This is a genomic window from Bradyrhizobium sp. I1.14.4, from assembly GCF_050435825.1.
Taxonomy (GTDB): Bacteria; Pseudomonadota; Alphaproteobacteria; order Rhizobiales; family Xanthobacteraceae; genus Bradyrhizobium.
The window spans coordinates 526,804-549,239 of the sequence record NZ_JBNDLA010000002.1 but is presented as its reverse complement, the minus strand read 5'-3'; the positions used below and the strand labels follow the sequence as shown (position 1 = coordinate 549,239).

Annotated in this window: 17 protein-coding genes; 9 read left to right on the top strand and 8 right to left on the bottom strand. The window is 65.8% G+C overall.

The features are described 5' to 3' along the window. Nucleotides 1-41: 41 nt before the first annotated feature. Nucleotides 42-653, bottom strand: a complete 612-nt coding sequence (locus ABIB78_RS06370; protein ID WP_429022703.1) for a class I SAM-dependent DNA methyltransferase — start codon at nt 651-653, stop codon at nt 42-44. 104 nt (nt 654-757) lie between these two features. Further along, nucleotides 758-4,447, bottom strand: coding sequence for a DUF3971 domain-containing protein (locus ABIB78_RS06365; RefSeq protein ID WP_429022701.1), 3,690 nt, complete (start codon nt 4,445-4,447; stop codon nt 758-760). A gap of 228 nt (nt 4,448-4,675) precedes the next feature. On the opposite strand from ABIB78_RS06365, the gene ABIB78_RS06360 reads away from it, so the two are divergent. Continuing rightward, the gene (locus ABIB78_RS06360) at nt 4,676-5,389 is read left to right on the top strand and encodes a redoxin domain-containing protein (protein ID WP_429022699.1); all 714 of its coding nucleotides are present in this window, start codon (nt 4,676-4,678) and stop codon (nt 5,387-5,389) included. Between the two features lie 99 nt (nt 5,390-5,488). Beyond that, entirely contained in the window at nt 5,489-6,862 is a 1,374-nt protein-coding gene (locus tag ABIB78_RS06355) for a peptidoglycan DD-metalloendopeptidase family protein (protein ID WP_429022697.1), read from the top strand. Nucleotides 6,863-6,932: 70 nt separating this feature from the next. Here ABIB78_RS06355 and ABIB78_RS06350 read toward each other — a convergent pair whose 3' ends face one another. Together ABIB78_RS06350 and ABIB78_RS06345 are read right to left on the bottom strand one after the other, a co-directional pair. Continuing rightward, a complete protein-coding gene (locus tag ABIB78_RS06350; protein WP_429022694.1) occupies nt 6,933-8,159 on the bottom strand; it encodes a DUF5666 domain-containing protein in 1,227 nt (408 codons plus the stop codon). Further along, nucleotides 8,156-9,031 carry a DUF6502 family protein gene (locus ABIB78_RS06345; protein WP_429022692.1) on the bottom strand — a complete coding sequence of 292 codons (876 nt, stop codon included), beginning with the start codon at nt 9,029-9,031 and terminating at the stop codon, nt 8,156-8,158. The genes ABIB78_RS06350 and ABIB78_RS06345 overlap by 4 nt, the downstream gene beginning before the upstream one ends. 175 nt (nt 9,032-9,206) lie before the next feature. Between ABIB78_RS06345 and ABIB78_RS06340 the strand changes: the two genes are divergently transcribed. From ABIB78_RS06340 to ABIB78_RS06315, 6 genes are all read left to right on the top strand, one after another. After that, entirely contained in the window at nt 9,207-9,641 is a 435-nt protein-coding gene (locus ABIB78_RS06340) for a hypothetical protein (protein ID WP_429022689.1), read from the top strand. 202 nt (nt 9,642-9,843) lie between these two features. Further along, on the top strand, nt 9,844-10,056 hold the full coding sequence (locus ABIB78_RS06335; RefSeq protein ID WP_429022686.1) for a hypothetical protein: 213 nt from the start codon (nt 9,844-9,846) through the stop codon (nt 10,054-10,056). Nucleotides 10,057-10,073: 17 nt separating this feature from the next. Beyond that, entirely contained in the window at nt 10,074-12,014 is a 1,941-nt protein-coding gene (locus ABIB78_RS06330; RefSeq protein ID WP_429022683.1) for a glycosyltransferase, read from the top strand. 3 nt (nt 12,015-12,017) lie between these two features. Next, the gene (locus ABIB78_RS06325; RefSeq protein ID WP_429022681.1) at nt 12,018-12,758 is read left to right on the top strand and encodes an ABC transporter ATP-binding protein; all 741 of its coding nucleotides are present in this window, start codon (nt 12,018-12,020) and stop codon (nt 12,756-12,758) included. After that, nucleotides 12,755-14,167, top strand: coding sequence for a glycosyltransferase family 4 protein (locus ABIB78_RS06320; protein ID WP_429022678.1), 1,413 nt, complete (start codon nt 12,755-12,757; stop codon nt 14,165-14,167). Before ABIB78_RS06325 ends, ABIB78_RS06320 begins: the two co-directional genes overlap by 4 nt. Before the next feature lie 7 nt (nt 14,168-14,174). Continuing rightward, nucleotides 14,175-15,488 carry an O-antigen ligase family protein gene (locus ABIB78_RS06315; protein ID WP_429022676.1) on the top strand — a complete coding sequence of 438 codons (1,314 nt, stop codon included), beginning with the start codon at nt 14,175-14,177 and terminating at the stop codon, nt 15,486-15,488. 341 nt (nt 15,489-15,829) lie between these two features. On the opposite strand, the gene ABIB78_RS06310 is transcribed toward ABIB78_RS06315, so the two are convergent. Beyond that, complete coding sequence (locus ABIB78_RS06310) at nt 15,830-17,065, bottom strand: ABC transporter substrate-binding protein (RefSeq protein WP_429022673.1); 1,236 nt, start codon at nt 17,063-17,065, stop codon at nt 15,830-15,832. A gap of 249 nt (nt 17,066-17,314) precedes the next feature. On the opposite strand from ABIB78_RS06310, the gene ABIB78_RS06305 reads away from it, so the two are divergent. After that, the gene (locus tag ABIB78_RS06305; RefSeq protein WP_429022671.1) at nt 17,315-19,378 is read left to right on the top strand and encodes a carbamoyltransferase C-terminal domain-containing protein; all 2,064 of its coding nucleotides are present in this window, start codon (nt 17,315-17,317) and stop codon (nt 19,376-19,378) included. On the opposite strand, the gene ABIB78_RS06300 is transcribed toward ABIB78_RS06305, so the two are convergent. From ABIB78_RS06300 to prfB, 3 genes are all read right to left on the bottom strand, one after another. Next, complete coding sequence (locus ABIB78_RS06300) at nt 19,338-20,273, bottom strand: DMT family transporter (RefSeq protein ID WP_429022668.1); 936 nt, start codon at nt 20,271-20,273, stop codon at nt 19,338-19,340. The two genes, ABIB78_RS06305 and ABIB78_RS06300, sit on opposite strands and share 41 nt — an antisense overlap. A gap of 84 nt (nt 20,274-20,357) precedes the next feature. Further along, nucleotides 20,358-21,227 (bottom strand): NAD(P)-dependent oxidoreductase, encoded by an 870-nt coding sequence (locus tag ABIB78_RS06295; RefSeq protein WP_429022666.1) that lies wholly within the window; start codon nt 21,225-21,227, stop codon nt 20,358-20,360. A gap of 3 nt (nt 21,228-21,230) precedes the next feature. Continuing rightward, a protein-coding gene (gene prfB / locus ABIB78_RS06290; RefSeq protein ID WP_429022664.1) for a peptide chain release factor 2 occupies nt 21,231-22,362 on the bottom strand; the annotation gives its coding sequence in 2 pieces (ribosomal slippage) (nt 21,231-22,292 and nt 22,294-22,362; 1,131 coding nt in all). Between the last annotated feature and the right edge of the window lie 74 nt (nt 22,363-22,436).

Genomic DNA, 22,436 nt, shown 5'->3' with positions numbered 1-22,436 from the left:
CTTGAAATCAGCGGCGCCCGATCGCTTCGGGCGCCGCTTTCCTATGCCATTCCGTGAAGTCGACTTCGCGCGAGCCACACCGTACGGCCGCCTGCGGTTGCCCAATCCTCGACGACATGGGCGATGACGTCGAAGCCGATGCCATCAAGCAGCGCCGTGTATTCGTCCGGCCCCAAGCTCGCGTGATAGAGCGGATCGCCCCGATACTGGCCGATGCTTTCGCCAAATCTCGGCCCGCTGTTGAATATCAGCACTGCCGACGGACCGGCGTGCCGGGCAAACACGTCGAACATCCGGCGCTGTTCGTCCGGCGCGGGATGGAAAAAACTGTCCCAGGCGAGCACGCCGTCGAATTGACGGGCAAGCTCGAGCGACCGCACCTCCCCGACAAGGAATTCGTGTTCCGGGAGCCGCTGCCGGCACAGGGCCATGAAGGTCGGAGAGGAGTCGACGCCGGTGACGCGAAGCCCGCATTCAGCCATGTGCCGGGCGGCCGGAAAACCTGGTCCGCAACCGAGGTCGAGCACCCTCGCCGAGCCCGGCAGCGCAGCGATGAAGCGATCATGGCACGGCTTGTCGTTCCGGCCGGCCGTGCTCCGATCGGCATCCCAGGCATGGGCATGACGCAGGTAGTGATTGATGATCCGGGCCATGACCCGCAAGTCTCATCGCCGTGGAGGGAATGAGCTGACGCGCTAGCTATCCTTTTGACGCGTTTTCTTGACGCGAACCGGCATCCACTTCGCTCGAAAACGCTTTAGTTATTCGTCGTCGGCAGATCGTTCGGACCGTACTGCTTGAACTCGAAGATCTTGCGCGTCAGGCCGGGCGCAAGGGCGGAGATCGGATTGACGCGCAGCACGGGCGCGCTCGGCGTGCCCACCACTTCATAGGTCACCCCGATCAGGCCTTCATTGCTGCCGGCGCCGAGGAAAATCCCGAAGAACGGGATCTGGCCGAACATGTTGTTCAATCCGTACATCGGAATGAAGGTGCCGTTCATCCGCACCTGGTTGCCGATATAGTCGATGCTGCCCTCGATGGTGGCGCCGATGCTCGGCCCCTTGACCACGCCGTTGCGGATCGAGAGCTGGCCGCTCTGGCGCGTAAACTCGGCGCGCAGGGCGTCGAACCCGATGCCGTTCTGGGTGCTGACCGGCCCGCCGGCGACAGCGCGGTCGAGCTGCGTTTCGCCCTTCACCGAGAAGCCGGTGATGTTGATGAGTCCTTCCCTGGGGCTCGGTTCGGGGATCGGCGGCTCCATCGCAAGCGTGAGCTGGCCGCCGATCACCTTCGAATAGGTGTCGATAAAGCGCAGGAACGCACCGGCGTCGCCGGTCTGCAGGTAGATCACCTCGCGGCCCTGCTGGCGTCCGCGCATATCGACGCTGACGGGGGTATCGCGGCCGACCTTGCCGCTCAGCGTGAACGCCTTGAAGAACCCGTTGCGGCGCGAGACCTTGGCATCCACGCTGCGCAGCGCCTCGCCGTTGAAGCCGGCCACCGCGCCGAGTTTCAGATCGACGTCGAAATCGGTGCTCCTGGTCTTGCTCTTGGGATCGCTATCGCGGCCCGAGATCGCCGATTTCAGGAAGCCGCGGCCATCGAACACGTCGCCGCGCATCGTCACCTTGATCACGCCGTCGGGACCGCGATCGGCCCGCAGCGATGTCTTGTCGCCTTCGGACGGCGCATAGGTCGGGAAGTTCGCGTTCATGAGGTCGCCGTTCTGGTCGACCTCGAGCGCTCCTTTGATCGAAACGCCGCTGCCTTCGATCGAGATATCCTCGAACCGCGTCGATTGTCCCTTCGGCACCACGTTGAAGGTCGCCTTGCCCGCCCTGCCCGACGCCTTGACCCAGCCGGGCAAAATGTTGTCGAGCTTGAGCTGGGTCAAGTCAGCCTCGACGCCCATCTTGGTGGTGGGATTGTCACCGCTGCCGATTTTGCCGCTCAGCTTGACCGGAATCGCGCCCGAGACTGCGGGGCCGAGATCAAGCCCGAGGCGCGCGCGGCTCGCATCATCCAGCGTCGCCTGCAGCTTGACGTCAGCGTCGCCGTCGGCCGGCTTGCGGTAGTCGAGCGAAGCCGCCTGTCCGTTGATCTTGACGTCGCCCTTGACCTGGAAGCCGGCGTTACCGGCGATCACCTTCAGCGTATTGGCCTCGAGTTTCTGGTTCATCACCAGCTTGTCGACGGCAACGCCGGAGATGTCGGCGGTGACCGAGTAAAGCGTCTCGGCCTTGGTCAGCTCGCCCTTCACCGGCATGCCGAGATTGATCGTCGCGGTGACGTTGCCCTTACTGGCGTTGGGATCGATCGGCGGACCGGAGAGATCGCTGAGCCGGTCGGACGCAAGGATTTCGGCGGCGGCCGGCACCGGACAGTCGACCCGGAACTTGACCTTCGACGGCGACGGCTTCGGCGCCATATCCGGCACCTCGAAGGTGAAATCCGACAGCGTGATCTTGCGGCCCGCCGGCGTGTCCGCAATGCCCTGGTTGATGGTCACGGTCGCGGTGCGGCCGGTCACCCTGGCCTTCAGATCCGCATCATGCACCGCGGGCATCTGATCCACCGGGCGCACCGTGACGCCCGAGGCGACAATGTTGACCGAAAGGCCATCATCCGGGATCGGCGGTCCCTTGCGGGACAGATTGTGCACCGGCGAATTGACGCCGACATCGATGCGCTGGAGCGTGCCGCGGTCGATCCGCTCGAGCACCCATTCGCGCACCTCGGGGACGATGATGATCGGCCACATCCGCTTCAAGGCGGAGGCCGACATCGGCGTGCCGGCGAATCCGAGCTGCAACCGCGGCTCGCCGGAATAGTCGATGGTGCCGGTGCCGGCGACGCCGATCTCGCCATTGGAGATGTCGGCCTGGGTCAGCAGAACGCGCTTCTTCTCGGTGTCGAACCGGAACCCGATGTTGATGCGATTGAAGATCAGCGGCGGCTCGTTCTTGTCGGCGCCGGCCAGCACGATGGTGCCGCCGGACAGGCCCGCCTGCCAGTCGGTGACGTTGTCGTTCGGCGGCTCGAGATGGCCGAGCAGTGTAATGCGGTTGGCGCCCGAGACGATCTTGATCGGCGCCAGCAGCACCCGCCGCCCCGAATCCCATTCAACGCTCATCTCGGCCGAATCGACCGGCATCGGGTAGTCGGGCGTATCGGTGTCTATGATGTTGCCGGCGCCGACATTGATCTTGCCGCGGAAATAGGTGGGCAGGCCGTCGCGGCCGAGCTCGCCCTTCATCTCGCCCGACAGCGGCAGGTCGGCCGTGTAGGTGAGATCCTTGGTCCTGAGCGCGAGCAGGATGTTCCTGGTGGAAACCTTGTCGGCCTTGATGTCGACCGAACGCACACCGTTCTGCTGCGGTCCAACCAGGACGCGGACCGACCAGGGCTTCGCGCCGTCCTCACCGAAGCTCAGCGCAACGCCGCCGTCACTCGGGCGCCGCAGGCTCAGACTGATGTTCTCGAAGCTCCATTTGTTGCCGCGCTGCTGGTCGTCGACGACGAGATTGCCGTTCTTCAGGCCGATCTCGTTGAGGTTCTGGCCGTCGAGGCCGGTCAGGCTGAGGCTGTCGAGCCAGTCGAGACCGGCGAGCAACCCGCTCTGGGCCGAATCGGGTGCGGCCGCCGAAGGCTCGGAGGCAACCGGCGGCAAGGCAACGGGCGGTGCCGGACGCGGGAATGTCGGCGGCATCCCCGCCTCGCGCTTGGAGGCAACACCGGTGGCCAACGGTTTTGCGGTGTCGCCGGCGGACACGGTCACATTGCCGTCGGGCGTGATGCGCACCGACAGTTCCGCATCGACCAGGTTGAGGCTCTCCGCCCGCAACTGGCCCATCAGGAGCGCCGTTCCGGACAGGCGCACTTCGGCTTTCGGCGCACTGGCAACGACCGCATGGTCGCGGTCGCGGACGATGATGTCGCGGATGCGCACCGCGATCCTGACGCGGCCGGCGCGCTCGATCTGCGTTCCGCCGACCTCGACCGTGTTGCCGTGGCCGATATTCTCCTCGATCGCCGCGGCAAGCCACGGCGTCGCCATGTCGAGATTGATCGGACCGGCGCCGAGCCGCCACCACAGCGCGCCGAAGCAGGTCGCGAACAGCACGACCAGCACCACGAAGACCAATCCGATGCGACGGATCCAGCGCTCGCCGTTCAGCCGGCGCTGCATGCCGGAACAGAGATCGGTGAAGCGATGCAGGTTGGTGTTGGAACGCGCCAGCAATTGCCGCGCACGGTTGCCCGCCGCCTCATCCTGCTCGTCCCACGCGGCGTCGTCTTCCCATTGCGAGAAGTCCGTCCCGGCGCGCGGATTTGGACCCTGCGGCGACGTGTTCCTTGCCATTGCCTCTCGGTGCTGACGGCGAAGCTGATCACCGCCATCGAGGCGCCCGTCGACTAGTATCGAGCGCTCCTGTGCCGGCATCGCCGCCTATCCTCGCCTAATCATGTTACTCGCCGATGGTCCCCAGAACGGACCAAACCAATCAATCAAAAGCCAATTCAGCAAGTGGACGGGTAACGCGTCGAATTCCTTGTCACCATACTCCGCGGCCATCAAACTTGCCCAGCAGCCGATGCGAATCCGGCCGCCGCGAATGAGACCCGCAATATCCCAATGGTTGAGCTTCGGAAAGCGACGAAAGGAAGGCGTATGTCCAAGAAAACGCGCAAGAAATCCTCCAACACAACCGGAAAGCGGATCGCAACAAAGGTTGCGCGCGCCGCCAGCGCAAGCACCGGGAAGTCCGCGACGAAAACCCGCACAACGGTTGCGAAGAAGGCAGCAGCCAAAACAACAAGGACCAAGACCGCAGCGGGTGCTCAAGGCAAAGCCTCGCACAAGGCCGCATCGAAACCGTTAAAGCCGAAGCCGGCCGCGACCGTGACCAAGCCGTTCGCCGTCACACTTGCCGAAGGCGCCGCGGCACCTGGCTTCGACCTGCCGCGCGACGGCGGCGGCAGCGTTTCGCTGAAGGATTTTGCCGGGAAGAAGCTGGTGCTGTTCTTCTACCCCCGTGCCGACACCCCCGGCTGCACCAGGGAAGCGATCGACTTCACCCGGCTCAAAAGCGAGTTCGCAGCTTCGGGTGCAGAGGTGCTCGGCATTTCCGCCGATACGGTTAAGGCGCAGGAGTCATTTCGAAACAAACACCAATTGTCCGTGCCGCTCGTCTCCGACCCGGCGCACCAGATGCTGGAGGCGTATGGCGCCTGGGGCGAAAAATCCATGTATGGCAGGACCTTCATGGGAATTATTCGCACAACGGTTCTGGTCGATTCCAGTGGAAAAGTCGCCCGCGTCTGGCGCCATGTGAAGGTCGACGGCCATGCCGAAGCGGTATTGGAGGCTGCCCGATCGCTCTGATGGGAGGGTTCCGTTTCCTGAAAATTAACCATGGCGGGCTCAAATCGGCGCCGCAAATTAGCCGTACGGAGCTTGGTCCGACCGGCCGCGGGAGTACCGATGTCGAGCCGGTCCGGTCATCACCAGGAACACCAAAAACACCATCATCCGCACGACCATGGCCGGGCGCCGGCGCGCCGTCCCGCAGCCCATCAAGCCGCACCGGCGGTGGCGGCCTCCGGCGAGGGCTATACGCTTGTTCATGCCGGCAAGCAGGTCCGGTTCGGGCCCGTCGTGTTCTGGATCGCGGTCGGCACCGTGGTCCTGCTCGGCATGTGGTCGGCCGCGACTGCGACCTATTTCGCGTTCCGTGACGACGTCCTGACCCGGCTGATCGCGCGCCAGGCCGAGATGCAGTACGCCTATGAGGACCGCATCTCCGAGCTGCGCTCCAAGGTCGACCGCGCCACCAGCCGCCAACTGCTCGATCAGGAGCAGTTCGACCAGAAGCTCGACCAGATCATGAAGCGGCAGTCGGCGCTGGAATCGCGCGCCACCGCGCTCGGCGCGATGCCTGATGTTGCGACCACCGGGTCGATCAAGCCGCAGGGCCGCGCCGAGGCTGCGCCCTCCTCCGGCACGCCAAAACCTTCCCCGATCAGCGACACGGTGATCTTCGTGGCGCCGCCGGATCGCGAGGCGCGGCTCGAATCGCGTGCGCCGCTGGTTGCCAGGGCGCAGCCGAACCAGTTCGCCAAGACCCAAGGCTTCGACCGATTGGGCGTCGACAACGTCCTGGTCCGTCTGCAGACCTCGCTTGACCAGGTCGAGCGGCGCCAGGTCGCCGCGCTCTCCTCGGTCGAGGATGGCATCGAATCGCGGGTGCGCCGGATGCGCGGCGTGATCTCCGACCTCGGCCTCAACATGGCGCAGCTCGAATCGGCGACGCCGCGCTCCGGCATGGGCGGCCCGTTCGTGCCGGTGAAGTTGGCGCCCGATGCCGGCACGTTCGAGCGCCAGCTCTACCGCATCAACATCAATCGCGCCCAGATGCAGCGGCTGAACCAAACCCTGGCGCTGGTGCCCTACCGCAAGCCCGTCGTCGGCGAGGTCGAATTCACCAGCGGCTTCGGCGTCCGAAGCGATCCCTTCCTCGGCCGTCCGGCGATGCACACCGGCCTCGACTTCCGCGCCGCCCAGGGCGATCCGGTACGTGTCACCGCCAACGGCAAGGTGGTCTCGGCGGGCTGGGCCGGCGGCTACGGCCGTATGGTCGAGGTCGATCACGGCAACGGCCTGTCGACCCGCTACGGCCATCTCTCCGAGATCGGCGTCAAGGTCGGCGAATACGTCAAGATCGGCCAGGTGATCGGCGCCGTCGGCTCGACCGGCCGCTCCACCGGTCCGCATCTGCACTACGAGACCCGGATCGACGGCGAAGCGGTCGATCCGCAGAAATTCCTCCGCGCCGGCGTCCGGCTCAGCGCGGGCTAAAACTCCAGTCACACCACGTGTTCCGAAAACCGGCGCAGGCCAACGCTTGCGCCGGTTTCGTTTTGCCGGATCAGCGGCGACCGCCGCCGCCCATGCCACCGGGCGGTCCGCCGCCACCGAATCCACCGCCGGGGCCGAACGGGCCACCGGGCGGGCCGAAGCCGCCGGGACCTGGGCCGGTCGTTCCGCCGCTCAGCGGATCGGGCCCAGGCCCGCCGCCGCCTGGCGGACTGCCGCTGGGCATACCTGACGGCCCTCCGCCGGGGCCACCACCCGGTCCGCCACCGGGCGCGCTGCGCCCGCCCGGCAAACCAGGTCCTGATCCACTTCCCGGCCCAGGTCCGCCGCCTCCCGACCCGCGACCTGGCGTACCGGGGCTGCGCACCGACGAACCGGGGAACTTGCCGACCGACTGCACCGATTCGACGCGCAGCCCGCGCGTGCCCGACAGCTGCGCGTTGACGACCACGCGCGTATCGGCCGCCGGCGAGAAGCGCGAATGGTCGCGCGCGACAAAGCCGGAGCCGAGCTGCAGATCATTGCCGACCCGCCGCACATACGCCTCGATCAGCAGCCGGTTCGCGCCGGCGAGATCGGAGAAATCGTCAGCCCGGCTGCGCGAGATCTGCATCACGCCCTGCGCGACATGCCCCTCCGCCTGCACGCGCTGACCGACCAGCGCCGCATCGACGCCGGCGAGCTTGAGCTCGCCGATCCGCAACGCTCCGGCGCGGTCGCGCTCGAGCGGTCCCGCGACACGCATCGCGGCGTCATGGCGCTCCTGCACCAGGCTCGCGACGACAACGCCGTCGGTGCGGCGCAGCCCGAACACCGCGACATGCGCGCCCACCTTCAGCCAGCTCTCGCGACCGGTCCAGGCGACCTTCTGGCCGAGCACCGTCAGCTCGCCCGATCTCACCTGCTCGACCGGCCCGGTCACTTCGCTCGCCACATCGATGCGTTTGGTCGACAGCGTGCCGCTGGCGTCGCGCTGCGCCACCACGCGCGCGAGCTGTCCGATTCGCAGCGCCTTGGTGCTGGCCGCCTCGCCGTCGATCCGTACGGGCACGTCGGCCGCATAGGCGACGCGCTCGCCATTGACATAGATCGAGCCGAACCGCTGGATCACACCGACGATGCCGGTGCCGCCTATGCCCTGGTCGGAGCCGGTGATGCCGGTCCCGCCGATGCCCTGGTCATTGCCGCGCTTCTTGACCTGCGCGCCTGCGAGCGAGGTTCCGGCGAGCCAGAAGGCCGCGAGCAGCGCGCGGCGCGAGATGACCGGCGGGCCCTTCATGACGCACCGCCTTCGTCGGCATCGTCATCGACGGGGCCGTCCGGACCCTCGCGATAGATGTAGATGCCGAAATTCCAGCGATAGTCGCCGCCCTTGTCCTTGGCCAGAGCGCGGTTGGCCTCGCGGTTCGCGACCTTCAGCGCATCCATCGCGAGCTCGCGCGAGCGCGCCTCGAGCCGCTTTGCCAGCTTGGCCGACAGCCCGTCGTAATGCACCGCGCGTTCGAGGAAGCGCGGCGTGGCCGAGGACACGTTGAGCTCGGCGGCCGCGACATGGTCGTGCAGATTGCGGCCGAGATAGTGCCATTTGCGGTCATCGTCGCCGTGCGGGACGAAGGCCTCCTCGACCAGCACGATCTCGCCGTCGTCATTGATGGTGACGAGCTTGCGGTCGAGCCATTCGTCGAGCACCGCGCGCGGCCGCACGTCCTTGGTGATCGATTCGACCAGCGTCTCGAACGACGGCGCGCCGCCGTCCGCGGTGCGCGGCAGCGGCAGCGGATCGCCCTTCGCGTCGGTGAATTCAGGCGCGGCCAGCCAACGCGCGATGATCGCGCTGGTGCGCGACAGCGTCGCCGGCACCGCATTGACCGGCGCGCCCGCGCCACGCAGCCGTGCCACCTCCTTGCGGTGGATGCCGGTCAAGAGGCTGACGCGGCTGTCGGTCTGCTCCTTGCCTTCGAGCGCGAAGTCGTGCTCGGCGACGTTGACATAGAGTTCCCGCAACAGCTGGGTCAGTGCCGGAAATGTCATGCCGCCGCGGATGCAAAGCCGGACCAACGGGCGCAGCATGCGCGCCAGCGGCGCATGCAGCTTCGCTGCGGCGATCGGCGCGGACGATCCCGGCTTCGACTTCGGGGACTTGGCATTCATGCCCAAGTTTTAGCCGTCCGTTGCGTGGGACACAATCCCACCGCTTTTGCCCACCTCCCTTGACGTGTGACATTTTCCCACTTATGGGAAACAAAGTCACCTCTGGACACAACGCGCGCTTGCGGGCGCCGATGTCACGGTGCCCGGCAATGCCGCTATCGACACGGACCGTTCAATGACGCCTGCTCGATTCGACCTTGCGATCGCGGAAGCCTGCCGGACCGCCCGGGTTCCCTACGAGGAGTTCGTCTCGACGGTGATGGCGGGCGGCTATCCCTGCCTGCCGGGCGTGGCGCCCGGCTCGCCGCGCCGCTTCGACGAAACCGACCTGCTGGCGCTGTACATCTACGGCCGCCTGCTCGCCTTCGGCTTCGACGGCCTGCGCGCCGGCGAATATGCCAGCCGAGCACATGCCGGCCTCTCCGCCGAGCCGCGGGCGAAATCGATCTCGATCGCGCTGACATCGGACGGCGGCAAGCGGGTCGTGATCGAGCAGGATCTGCAGCGGCCCATAGCCGCGATGCTGCCCGAACGCATCCAGTTCGACATCGCCGCGATCCGGCGCGAGTTGCAGCCCTCCGCCGCACCCAGCACTGCTGAGCAGGCCTGACGCTCCTCCAGGAACTCCGTATTCGCTCGGCCCGCCCGGCGAAGTCGCGGTGCGATCGCGTCGTCATGCGCGACGATCCCTCCTCGCAGAAAAGTTGTCCACCGCCATACGTGGGACATAATCCCACATTTTAGTCTGCCGTCCGTTGACGTGTGAATTTTTCCCACGTATCCAGAATTCATTCAGCAGGGAATCCGACGCAATGTCTCTTCGTTCGGCCCGCGACTCCGATTCGTCTTGCGAACCCGGTCGGTTCGCCACCACCACACTCCGTTTCACGCCGCAGGCGCCCTTCTCTTTCACGCCGCAGGCGCTCTGCGGCCCGATCGAGCCGGTGTTTCCGGCGCTGCTGCGTTGCGCGGTGTTCTTCGCCGCGCTGGCGCTGCCGTTCGTCGTCGCCCTGTACGCAGCATGATCCGGATCGAGCCGCCCATGATCGTCGTCAACGAGCCGGCCCGGCGTCCGTCGGTGCTCCACATCTTCAAGGTCTACTACCCCGACCTGTTCGGCGGCACGCTGACGGTGATCCGCGACATCTGCGCCTCCCTGAAGGACACATTCAACGCCGCCGTGCTGGTCTGCTCGCGCTCCGGCGGCGAGCGGCAGATCCTGGTCAATGACGTTGCCGTCGAGCGCGTGCATTCGTTCGGCGACGTGCTGTCGCTGCCGGCGGCGCCGACCTATCCGTGGCGGCTGTGGCGCCGCATCGCCGAACACGATTTGCTGGCGCTGCACGCCCCCTTCCCGCTCGCCGACCTCGTGTTCGCATTCGGGCTCGGCCGCACGCGTCCGCTGGTCGTGCACTGGCACGCCGACATCGTCTCGCACGCGGCGTTGCGCTTCCTGGTCGAACCGATGATGCGGCGAACGCTGCGCCGGGCCTCGGCAATCATCGTCTCCGATCCGGTGCTGATCGAAACCACGCCGCTGCTGCAGGAATTTTCCGATAAATGCCACGCCGTTCCATTCGGTGTCGACGTCGCGAAATATGACCGGCCAGCCGCACAGTCGGACGACGTCAACGCGCGCGGCCGCCTCGTCCTCGCCTGCGGACGGCTGGTGCCGTACAAGGGCTTCGACGTGCTGGTGCGCGCTGCGCACGCCCGCAATTTCGAGGTCTGGATCGTCGGCGAGGGCCGCGAGCGCGACAATCTCGAGCAGCTGATCCGCGACTACGGCCTGCAGGACCGCGTCCGCCTGCTCGGCTCGGTGTCGGAGAGCGAACGCGTCAAGCTGATGCGCATCGCCGACGTCTTCGTGATGCCGTCGGTGACCAATGCGGAGACCTTCGGGCTGGTGCAGCTCGAGGCGATGGCCGCAAGCCGCCCCATCGTCAACACCGCGCTCGGCACCGGCGTTCCCCATGTCGCCCGCCACGGCCTCGAGGCCATCACGGTGCCGCCCGGCGACCCCGCCGCGCTCGCCGATGCCATCGAGACGCTGATCAACGATCCGGAGCGGCGGCGCCGCATGGGTCAGGCCGCGCGCCATCGCGCGATGACGAAATACTCAACCACAGCCTTCAAGGAGGGAGTCGAGACGGTGTACCGCATGGTCGTTACTGAAGAAGCCGCCGCAAAGGACGCGGGGTCATCAGCCCCGGCCCCGCGTCCCCGAACTGCCGGTTTCGTCGGCGCGATCCAGATCGCGGCAGCACTGGCCTGGTCCGACGTCCGCCATCGCTACGTCCGCTCCCTCCTTGGACCCTTCTGGATGTCGATCCAGATGGCGATCATGGTGGCCGTGCTCGGCTCGGTCATCGGCCATCTCTCCAACGCGAGCGCGGTGGCGCGGCTGCCGATGCTGGCGGCAAGCCTCACCGCCTGGACCTTCCTCAACAGCGTGTTGCTCGACGCCACCACCGCGCTGCAGGGCTCGGCCAGCCTGATCAAGGATCGCGCGCTGCCGCCGGTGATCTTCCTGCTGCAATGTACCTTCCGGCAGGCCCTGTTCGCGGCCCATAACGCGGTCGTGCCGCTGATCCTGTGGCTCACGCTGACGCCGAGGGATATCGGCGGCGCCATCGTCGCTCTACCCGGCCTCGCTTTGTTCGTCATCTCCACGCTGGCCCTAAGCCTCGTGCTCGGCGCGCTCGCGACGCGTTATCGCGACATCAAGCCGATCATCGAATCCTCGCTCACGCTGGCCTTCCTGGCTTCGCCGATCATCTGGACATCAGAGATGATCGATCGCGGCTCGACCGTGATGCGGCTCAATCCGCTGACCCATCTGTTCGCGATCTGGCGCGACCCGCTGGCATCAGGTCATGTCGCAATGACCAGCGTGATCTATGTGCTGGCCTGCCTCGCCGCGCTCACGGTCGCCGCGACCGTCACGATCGCCCATTTGCGCAAAGCGGCATTCTGGATCTAGGGCATGGCAAGCATCCACCTTCGCGACGTCTGCCTCGATTATCCGCTGTACGGCGCCTATGACTTTTCGCTGAAGCGCCGCCTGCTCGGCCGCCTGTTCCGCCAGACCAGCGGGATGCGCACCATCCGCGCGGTCGATAACATCTCGATCGAGGCGAAGGCCGGCGCACGCATCGGTCTCGCCGGCCCGAACGGCTCCGGCAAGTCCACTCTGCTGCGGCTGATCGCCGGCGTGTTTCCGGCCACAAGCGGCCGGGTCGAGATTTCCGGCAACATCGTGCCGCTGCTTGGCCTGGGCGCCGGCGTCAATCTCGATTTCGTCGCCGCCGACAATATCAGCCTGCTGCTGCGGATCTCAGGACGCAAGCCGACGCCGGCGATCCTGGACGAGATCTGGGCCTTCACGGAGCTGGAGGAGCGCATGCGGGGGCTGCCGCTGCGCATGTTCTCGTCGGGCATGCTGATGCGGGTACTGTTCGCGACCGCGACCGCATTTCCCGCCGACATCCTGCTGCTCGACGAATGGCTCAGTGTGGTCGACGAGAATTTCTCGGCCAAGGCCGAGCAGCGGCTGCGCAAGATGGTCGAGATCGCGGCCGTCGTCATCATCGCCTCGCATGATCACGCGCTGCTGCGCCGGACCTGCAACAGCATCATCAATCTCGATCACGGCCGCATCGCCAGCACTGTTGCGCTGGATACGGCCGTCCCGCATCACCTCGAGCTCAGAGAAATAAGCGCATGACAAAGATCCTGGTCGTCAGCGAGGCGCTCGGCGAACCCAACCACAAGCGCGGCATCTTCCATTTCACGCGTGAATTGATCCGCTCGCTGGCCGGCGACGGTCACGAGTTGACGCTGCTGGTCGAGACCACGCGCCGCTATCGCAAGCTGCGGCGCCGCCAGCAGCGCACCCGGCTGCTGCCTGACGGTTCGCGGCTGATCGAGCTGCTCGCGCTCTATCGTTTCCTCGACGAGGCCGACATGAATGCGCCCGTCATGCGCAGCAGCGGTGGCCTGCGCCGCACCGTCGACTGGTTCCGTGGCAAACTCCGCGCCGCGACCTCGCCGGAATTCGCGGTCAGCTTCCTGCGCGCGCTCCGCCTGCTGCCAGCCGGCATCAGCCTGATCGAGAACCACGTCGAGGGCCTCGAATACATCCCGACCGACCTGCGCCACCTCAAGCTGTTCGGCGATTTCCTGCTCGAGCCCGGTTTCTACAGCTATCAGGATATGTCGGCGCTGCTGCGGTTGCCTCCGCCGCGGGTCGATGCACGGGGCTACGACGTCATTCTGGTCGACACGCCGACGCGGGTCGCGATCCAGCGCAAGCGCGGCGCCAAGGTGATCTGTGTCGTGCATGATCTTTTGCCGCTGACCGATCTCAAGCTCAGCGACGTCGCGACGCGGCTGTTCCTGTCGCGCCTGTTCACCAGCCTGCAACAGGCCGACGAGCTCGCCTTCGTCTCGCACTACAGCCTCGCCCGGTTCCGCGCTCTGCTTCCGCAGTTCGCGCATCTGCCGGCTCGGGTGGTCTATCCCCGCACAAGGTTCGATGCACAGGCGCTGCCGGCTTGTGCCCCGAGCGGACGGCCGTATTTCGTCGTGATCGTCTCCGCCGAGCCGCGCAAGAACCTCGCCGCGGTGATCCGCGCGTTCCGTAAGCTGCCCCAGGCCGACCTCGTCGTGATCGGCTACACCGGAGCGCCCAGCCTGACCCGCAATGCGCCGCCCAACGTCCGCTTTTCCGGCTATGTCGAGGAGCACGAGAAGGCCGCCCTGATCGCCGACGCCCATGGCCTGATCATGCCGAGCCTCGCCGAAGGTTTTGGTGTACCGATCATCGAGGCACTGGCTGCGAACACACCGGTGCTGTGCTCTGACATCGCCGTCTTCCGTGAGGTCGCGGGCGAGCTCGCCGACTATTTCGACCCGTTCTCGATCGAACAGATCAGCGCCTCGGTCACCCGGGTTCTGGCGGAGCAAGAACAATGGCGAAACAAGATCCGCGAGCGGCGGGCCGAGCTCACCGAACGCTTCGGGCACCACACCCAGGCGCGCGACCTGCTGTCCCATCGGGTCGTTGCGGAATGTGTGGCCTCCGTGCCTGCACCGTCTGCCGCGATGGCGGCATTCAACGGCGCCACCGTGTAACCTGGTCATGGCCAGCGACTCCCACGCGATCGACGTCACCATCGAGCCCGTACTGCGGTGGCGCGACCGCGTCCGTGTCTGGTCCGGCTCGGTCGCCTATGTCCGCACGACCGATATCCTGATGGTACTGGCCGCGGCTTCGCTCCCATGGTCGACGACGGCGCTCGCGGTCTTCATGGCGCTGTGGCTTGTCGCCGTGATCCCGACCATCGACTGGGAGCAATTCATTCTCGACCTCGCGCAGCCGGCCTTTGTATTGCCGATCGCGCTGGTCGCACTCGCAGTGATCGGTATGGCGTGGTCGGAGGCGGGCTGGACCGAGCGGCTGCAAGGCATCAAGCCGCTGAGCAAGCTGCTGCTGCTGCCGTTCCTGCTACGCTATTTCCAGCGCTCGCGGCGCGGGCTCTGGGTGTTCGCTGCCTTCCTGGTGTCGTGCACGCTGCTGATGATGCTGTCCTGGATCGTCCTGGCCTTGCCGCAGCTGAAGCTCGCGCACACCGCGTCCGACGGCGTGCCCGTCAAGAACTACCTCGACCAGAGTCAGGAATTCGCGCTGTGCGCCTTCGCGCTGGCGCTGCCGGCGCTGCGGGCCAGGCAATGGCGCATCGCAGCCGGCGCCCTCGCGCTCGTGCTGCTGTTCCTCGTCAACATGCTCTACGTCGTCTCGGCGCGGACCGCGCTGGTCTACATGCCGGTGCTGTTGATCCTGTTCGCTTCCCTGCATTTGTCCCGGCGCGCCACGCGGCTGCTGTTCGCCGCTGCTGCGCTCACGAGCGTGCTGGTCTGGACCACATCGCCCTATCTGCGCCAACGCATCGCCGACGTCGGCATCGAGTATCGCGCGCACGACACTTCGGGCATCGCCTCCACGGCGCAGCGCCTGACCTATTGGCGGAAGTCGGTGAACTTCATCGGCGAGGCGCCATGGCTCGGGCACGGCACCGGCTCGATCAGCCAGATGTTCGTGCGGGATGCGACCGGACATACCGGCCTCGAAGCCGAGGTGATCAACAACCCGCACAACCAGACCCTCAACGTCGGGATCCAGTGGGGGCTGATCGGCATCCTGCTGCTTTACGCGACGTGGATCAGCCACATCCGCCTGTTCGCCGGCCGCAATCTCGTCACCTGGATCGGGCTCGCCGTCGTCGTGCAGAACATCACGAGCTCGCTGCTCAACTCGCATCTGTCCGATTTTCACGAGGGCTGGATGTATGTGATCGGCGTCGGCGTCGCCGGCGGCATGGCGCTCCGCGCCCGCCGGCCGGAGAAGATCCTGGTCGCGGCCTCCGCGCCGCGCGAGCTGAAATGGACTGCGTAGCCCGGATCAGCGGGAGCGATACCCAGGGTATTTCGGCCATGGGTGCGATCGGCACCCGGCTTTCCCTGCGCCCTCCGTTCAAGGTGAGAGCGAAACGAAGAGAAAAGCTCGGACAGATGTCGCGAGAATGTGGATGTATGGCTCACCGCCGGCGCAACAAACTCGATGTCGTCCCGGGCAAGCGAAGCGCGACCCGGGACCCATAACCACAAATGCTGATTGTTGTGTGCAAAACTGGAACGACGAGTCCTTCAACAACATCTGCCGCGGCGTATGGGTCCCTGCTTTCGCAGGGACGACAGTGGTGTTGCGGCGCGAGCAGCGCCTCTATGACCAACCGCCTACCGCGTCGCCTCGTGCCCGACCTCGCCGGTGATGACGTCGCCGAACAGCTCCCACGCCTCGCCGTTGAATCGCATCAGCTGCATCTGCTCGATCGGGAAGTAGTCGTCCGGCGAGGTGTTGACCATGACGCCCGGCAGCATCAGGTCGGAGTGGAAGTTCTTCAGGTCGGCGGCCTGCTTCATGACGTTCTCGCGCGTGAGATTGTCGCCGCACTGCTTCAGCACCTGCACCATCGCCTCTGCCTGCACATAGCCATAGAGGTTGTTGGCGTTGCCTTTGTCGCCGTCGGGATAATATTTGTCCATGAAGGCGCGCCAGCTCGAGACGGCGGGATCCTTGTCCCAGGTCGGATCGGTCGGGTCCTTCAGATAGGCCGTCGAGATGATGCCCTTGGAATATTCGAGCCCCGCCGGCTTCAGCACCGAGGCGACCGAGGTCGCGGTGTTGGCGAGGAAGAATTTCGGCTTCCAGCCGAGCTCGCCCACTTTCCGGATCGCCTGCGCCGATCCCTTCGGCGCCGCCCAGGAGAAGAAGATATCGGCCCCGGAATCGTGCAGCGCGACGATCTGCGAATCGATCGAGGGATCGGAGACCTCGTAGGATTTGTCGGCGATGATCATATTGACCTTGTCGCCGAGCCCATCTTTGAGGCCCTTGAACTGATCCTTACCGGCGTCATCATTCTGCCAGAACACCGCGATCTTGCTGTTGGGGAATTTGTCGCGAATGTATTTCGCATAGATGCGGCCCTCGCTCTGGTAGTTGGGCTGAAAGCCCATCGTCCAGGGAAAGTTCTTTGGGTCGCCGAATTTGGTGCCGCCGGAGGCAACAAACAATTGCGGCACCTTCTTGGCATTCATGTATTTCATGATTGCCGAATTGGAGGGCGTGCCGAGCGGCTGGAAGATCAGGAGCACCTCGTCGCTCTCGACGAGCTTGCGCGCCTGCTCGATCGCCTTCGGCGGCGAATAGGCATCGTCGTAGCTGATGAAGTTGACCTTGCGGCCGTTGATGCCGCCCTGCTCGTTGACCATCCTGAAGAACGCGGCCTCGGTCTTGCCGATCACGCCGTAGGACGACGCCGGGCCGCTGTACGGCATGATGTTGCCGATCTTGACTTCGGTATCGGTCGCGCCGGGATCGTATCTCTTCTGCGCGGCGGCCGAAGTCGCGATCAATGCAGCACTTGCGAACGCCGCGACTGCGCCAATATATCCATAACGAGCCGGCATCGTTTTCTCCCGATTTTTGTCGTGGTTTTGGCGGCAAGTCTCGCAAGAGACGCACGTGCTGGCAAGCGCTGGGTTTTTCCGTTGGGCGAAACGGCATTGTTGCCTGGCGCTAGTTGTGATTGAAGGTCGATCTGGGGATCACGAGTCGAGGCGTTCTGATTGCGCAAACCGGACATTCGTACCGGTCCGCGGCATCCGCGTATTGCGGCCGCAGGCTATGAGATCACGCGCCGCCTCAGCGAACGTGCAATGGCGAAGCTTGGCCTGCACAAGGCCAATGGCGAGTTCGCGCAGCGCACGATCGCTTCGATCCGCGAAAAGCTGCAGCGTGGCGAGACCGTCTATGTCGCTGGCCTCGCCTGCCCCGGCACGCACAACACCGGCGTTGCACTGGTCGAGGTCACCCAGCAGCACGGACCGCGCCTGATCGTCAACAACGAGGAAGAGCGCTTCTCCGGCAACAAGCACACCAACGAGTTCCCGCACTACGCGCTCGACAACATGCGCAAGGTGCTGCAGCGGATCGGCCGCGACATCGGCGACATCGCGGCCTTCGTCACGACTTGGGACTATCCGGAGCTGATGGCGATGCTGATCCGCACCTCGCTCGAGGAAGCGCCGGCCAGCATCAGATTGTTGCGCGCGCCGATCGCGCCTGCGATCAGCCTGCGTCATATGGATCAGGTCCGGCGCATATCGCGCAGGCTCGGGAAGATGTACGGGCTCGGTGAGCAGCTGCCGTTGATCTGCATGCCGCATCACGACAATCACGCCTGGTACTCGTTCACGGCCTCGCCATTCGCCGGCGTGCGCGAGCGCGTTGCGATCGCAGTGCTCGACGGCACCGGCGACGTCGGCTCGATCTCGCTCTATGTCGCCGAGAACGGCGAGATGAAGCAGCTCTATTGCAATGAGAGCCTGTTCGACTCGCTCGGTGCCTTCTACACTGTGATCTCGTCCAGCCAGGGCGGCTGGACCTGGCTCTCCAGCGAGGGCCGCTACATGGGCGCTGCCGCCTGGGGCGACATGAACCGCGCCACCAATCCTTATTATTCGCGCCTGAAGGCGGTGCTGCAGCTCGGGCCCAACGGCAGCGTGCAGCTCAATCGCGCGATGGCCAATTGGTATGCCGACCCCGCCGACAATCCCTATCATCAGCCGCTGATCGATATTCTCGGCGCGCCGCTGCGGCCCGACCAGCTCTGGAATCCCGACGCCGTGCTGCGCGTCGAGGACATCAATCACCGCCCTGACACCAGGGACCGCGTCGACAAGGCCGCCGCGACGCAACTGGTGTTCGAGGACGCGATGATCCATGTCATCGATCATCTGCTGCGAATCACCGGCACCGACCGCCTGGTGCTGAGCGGCGGCGTGGCGCTCAACGCGCTCGGCAACATGCGGCTGCTCGAGCATTTCGACGAGGCATGGTTCGAACGCGCGCAGCAGCGCAGGACCCGGCTGCATATGTGGGTGCCGCCAGTGCCCGGCGATGCCGGGGTACCGATCGGCGCCGCCTGGCTGTTCGCGCATATGGCGGGCGCTCCGCGCGGCGCGCCGCTGTCGCACGCATTCTATTGCGGGCTGCCGCCGTCGAACGCCGACATCACCACGGCGCTGCAAGCCGGCGACGTCGCCTCCACCGAGATCGGCAGCGTGGCGACGCCCGAAGGGCGTGATGCAATCGCCGATCTGATGGCCAGCATGGTGGCGCAAGGCGGCGTGATCGCAATCTATCAGGGCGCAGCCGAAACCGGCCCGCGTGCGCTCGGCCACCGCTCGATCCTCGCCAATCCCTGCGATCCCGGGGTGCGCGAGCGGCTCAACGAGCGCGTCAAATACCGCGAGGCGATCCGGCCGCTGGCGCCGATGGCGACGCTGCAGGCTGCGCGCGACTATTTCGAGCTGGAAGACGGCGCATCCGACGACGACTACAACGCCTACAACTACATGGTGCTCACGGCGCATTCGAAGCCGGCGGCGCGCGAAAAGATTCCGGCCGTGGTGCATGCCGACGGCACCGGGCGCATCCAGATCGTGCGCGAGGCCGACGACCCCCTCACCTATGCCTATCTGAAGGCGCTCGGCCGCCATATCGGCGTCGAGATGTCGGTCAATACGTCGTTCAACGTCGCAGGCCCGATCGCGCAGACGCCGGCGCAGGCGATGGACACGCTGCGCCGTTCCAGGGGGCTCGATGCCGTGGTGCTGGTCGCCGGCGACGGCACCGCCTACGCCGCCTGGCACGGCGGCGAGCGCGACAGCGGACGCTTCAGCGGATGGTATGCGGCGTGGAAGCAGGCGCGCGGCTGAACCGGGTCAGCACGCGCCCGTCGATCAGGAGCAGCGCACTGGCGATCACGAGTGCGCCGATCACCTCGCGCAGCGCGATCGGCTCGCCGAGCACGAGGCTGCCGAGCAGCATCGCGGTGACCGGAATGAGCAGCGTCACCAGCATGACATTGGTCGCGCCGGAGCGCTGCAGGATCTGAAAGAACACGATATAGGCCAGCGCCGTCGACAGCGCCGCGAGCCCGAGCACGGCGAGCCACGTCGCCGGATGCGGCATCGGCAGCAGCCACGGCCGGTCCGCTGCGCCGGCGACGACGGCCATCATCGCCGCCGACGCGATCATCTGGAACGTCGCGGTGCCCAACGGCGGCACGCGCGACGGCAGCCGCCGCCCGACCAGCGCCGCGATGCCGTAGCTGAAGGCGCCCGCCAAGCACAGCAGGATTCCGATGCCCTGCCGGCTCTCGAAACCGAGCGCATCGCCATGCAGGATCGCAACCCCGATCAGCCCGACCACCACGCCCGCAACGCGGCGCGCCTGCAGCCGCTCCTCGCCGGCCGCCGCCATCACGACCACCGCAAACAGCGGCGTCGTCGCATTGAGGATCGAGGCGAGCCCGCTCGGAATATAAGTCTGCCCGAACACGATCAGCGAGAACGGCAGGACATTGTTGAACAGCCCCATCGCGAAGAACGGCGCCCAGCCGGACAAGCCGCGCGGGAATTCGATCTTCGCGGTCCGCAGCAGCGGCAGCAGAATGATCGTGCCGAGCACAACGCGTAGCAGCACCAGGGTCAGCGGCGGCAATTCGCGCAGGATCACGCCGTTGAAGAAGAACGAGCCGCCCCACAGCACCGACAGCAGGCCAAGCAGCCCCCAGTCGCGGCGATCGATGCGGTTGTCGGCGGAAGGCATGTCTGGCGCTCACCTGTACTTGCACAGATGACTAACGCGCCGCTGCAAATATTCCCACCCGATTTCCGTGAACCGCTGGCCGGCCTATTTCGGCCGCGACACGATCTCGATCATTCGGCCTTCGTCGGCATCAGGCGCGTGGGCCTTCGCCTTGCCATAGGCAGCGAGCGCGGCGCGGCTCACGGGCACGCCGGGCAGCAGTGTCTCGGCCAGCCGCACAGCGTAGTCCGCATCCTTGTGACGCAGCGCCGCAGTAAAAGACGCGCCGGAAAAATCGCGATCGACCATCCGCCTGGAGTGTCGGATCACCTGCGGGCTCGCGACTGCGCCGGTCGCCAGCGCCTCGGCCACCAACTGCATATCGAGGCCCGCCTGCTCAGCGATCGCAACGCCTTCGGCGAGGCTTGCGATCTGCACCGCCCCGATCAGATTGTTGATCAGCTTGAACACGGTGCCGGTGCCGACTGCGCCGAAATGACGGATCGTGCTGCCGATCGGCGCGAGGAACGGCCGGGCCTTCTCGAGATCAGCGGCATCGGCGCCCACCAGCAGCGTCAGCTTGCCGGCGGCCGCCGCCTCCGGCAGGCCGGTGACGGGACAATCGATGTAGATCAGGCTGCGGCCGTGCAGTTCGCGCGCCATCTCGAGCGTGTGCTGGTACGAGACCGTGGAGCATTCGATCGCGAGCGTGCCGGCCTTCATGTTGGCAGCCGCACCGTCCCTGGTCAGCCAGACCGCGCGCGACGCCTCGTCGTCGGCGACCATGGTCACGACGGCATCGGCATCGATCGCGGCATCCTCCGGCGACGTCGCCCAGTGCGCGCCGCGGGCGATCAGGTCCTCGGCCTTGGCCTTGCTGCGGTTCCACACCGCGACGGTGAAGCCGGCATCGAGGTAACGGCCGGCCATCCCGTGGCCCATGCGTCCCAATCCGATGAAAGCCACGCGTGTCATCGGCTAATCCACATCCTCGACGGACCCCGGCCCGGTGCCGAAGGCACGCTGCGCCAGCGTCGCCGCCATGAATTCATCGAGGTCGCCATCGAGCACACCCGACGTGTCCGAGGTCTGCACGCCGGTGCGCAGGTCCTTCACCATCTGGTAGGGCTGCAGCACATAGGAGCGGATCTGGTGACCCCAGCCGATATCGGTCTTGGCGGCCTGATCGGCAGCAGCCTGCTCCTCGCGCTTCTTCAGCTCGATCTCGTAGAGCCGCGCGCGCAGCATGTCCCAGGCCTGCGCCCGGTTCTTGTGCTGGGAGCGACCGGCCTGGCAGACCACCGCAATGCCGCTCGGAATATGCGTCAGGCGCACCGCCGACTCGGTCTTGTTGACGTGCTGACCGCCGGCGCCGCCCGACCGCATGGTGTCGGTGCGGACATCCGCCTCCTTGATCTCGATCTTGATGGAGTCGTCGATCACGGGGAAAATCTGCACCGACGAAAACGAGGTGTGCCGCCGCGCATTGGAATCGAACGGCGAGATGCGCACCAGGCGATGCACGCCGGCCTCCGTCTTCAACCAGCCATAGGCATTGTGGCCGCTGATCTGGATGGTGGCGGACTTGATGCCGGCCTCGTCACCCTGGGATTCTTCGAGAAATTCGATCTTGAAGCCATGCTTCTCCGCCCAGCGCGTGTACATGCGCAGCAGCATCTGCGCCCAGTCCTGGCTCTCGGTGCCGCCGGCGCCGGCATGCACTTCTAGATAGGAATCGAACTTGTCGGCCTCGCCCGAGAGCAGCGCTTCGAGCTCGCGCCGGGCGACCTCCTTCTTGAGGTCCTTGAGCGCCTTCTCTGCGTCGGCAACCACGCCCGCATCGTTCTCGGCCTCGCCGAGCTCGATCATGCCGATATTGTCCTCGAGCTCGCGCTCGACCTTGCCGATACCAGAGAGCGAATCCTCCAATGAGGTACGCTCCTGCATCAGCCGCTGGGCCTTCTGGGGATCGTTCCAGAGATTGGGGTCTTCAGCGAGCTTGTTCAGCTCAGCGAGGCGTGCCGTCGATTGTTCGACGTCAAAGATGCCTCCTCAGCAGCCCGACTGACTGCTTGATCTCTTCAACAAGGCGTTCGATTTCCGCGCGCATGGTCTTTCAGGTGTTGGCAAAAAAGCTTGCCGGGGATGTAGCGACCGGCGCGGCAAAGCGCAATCGGCTTGGCC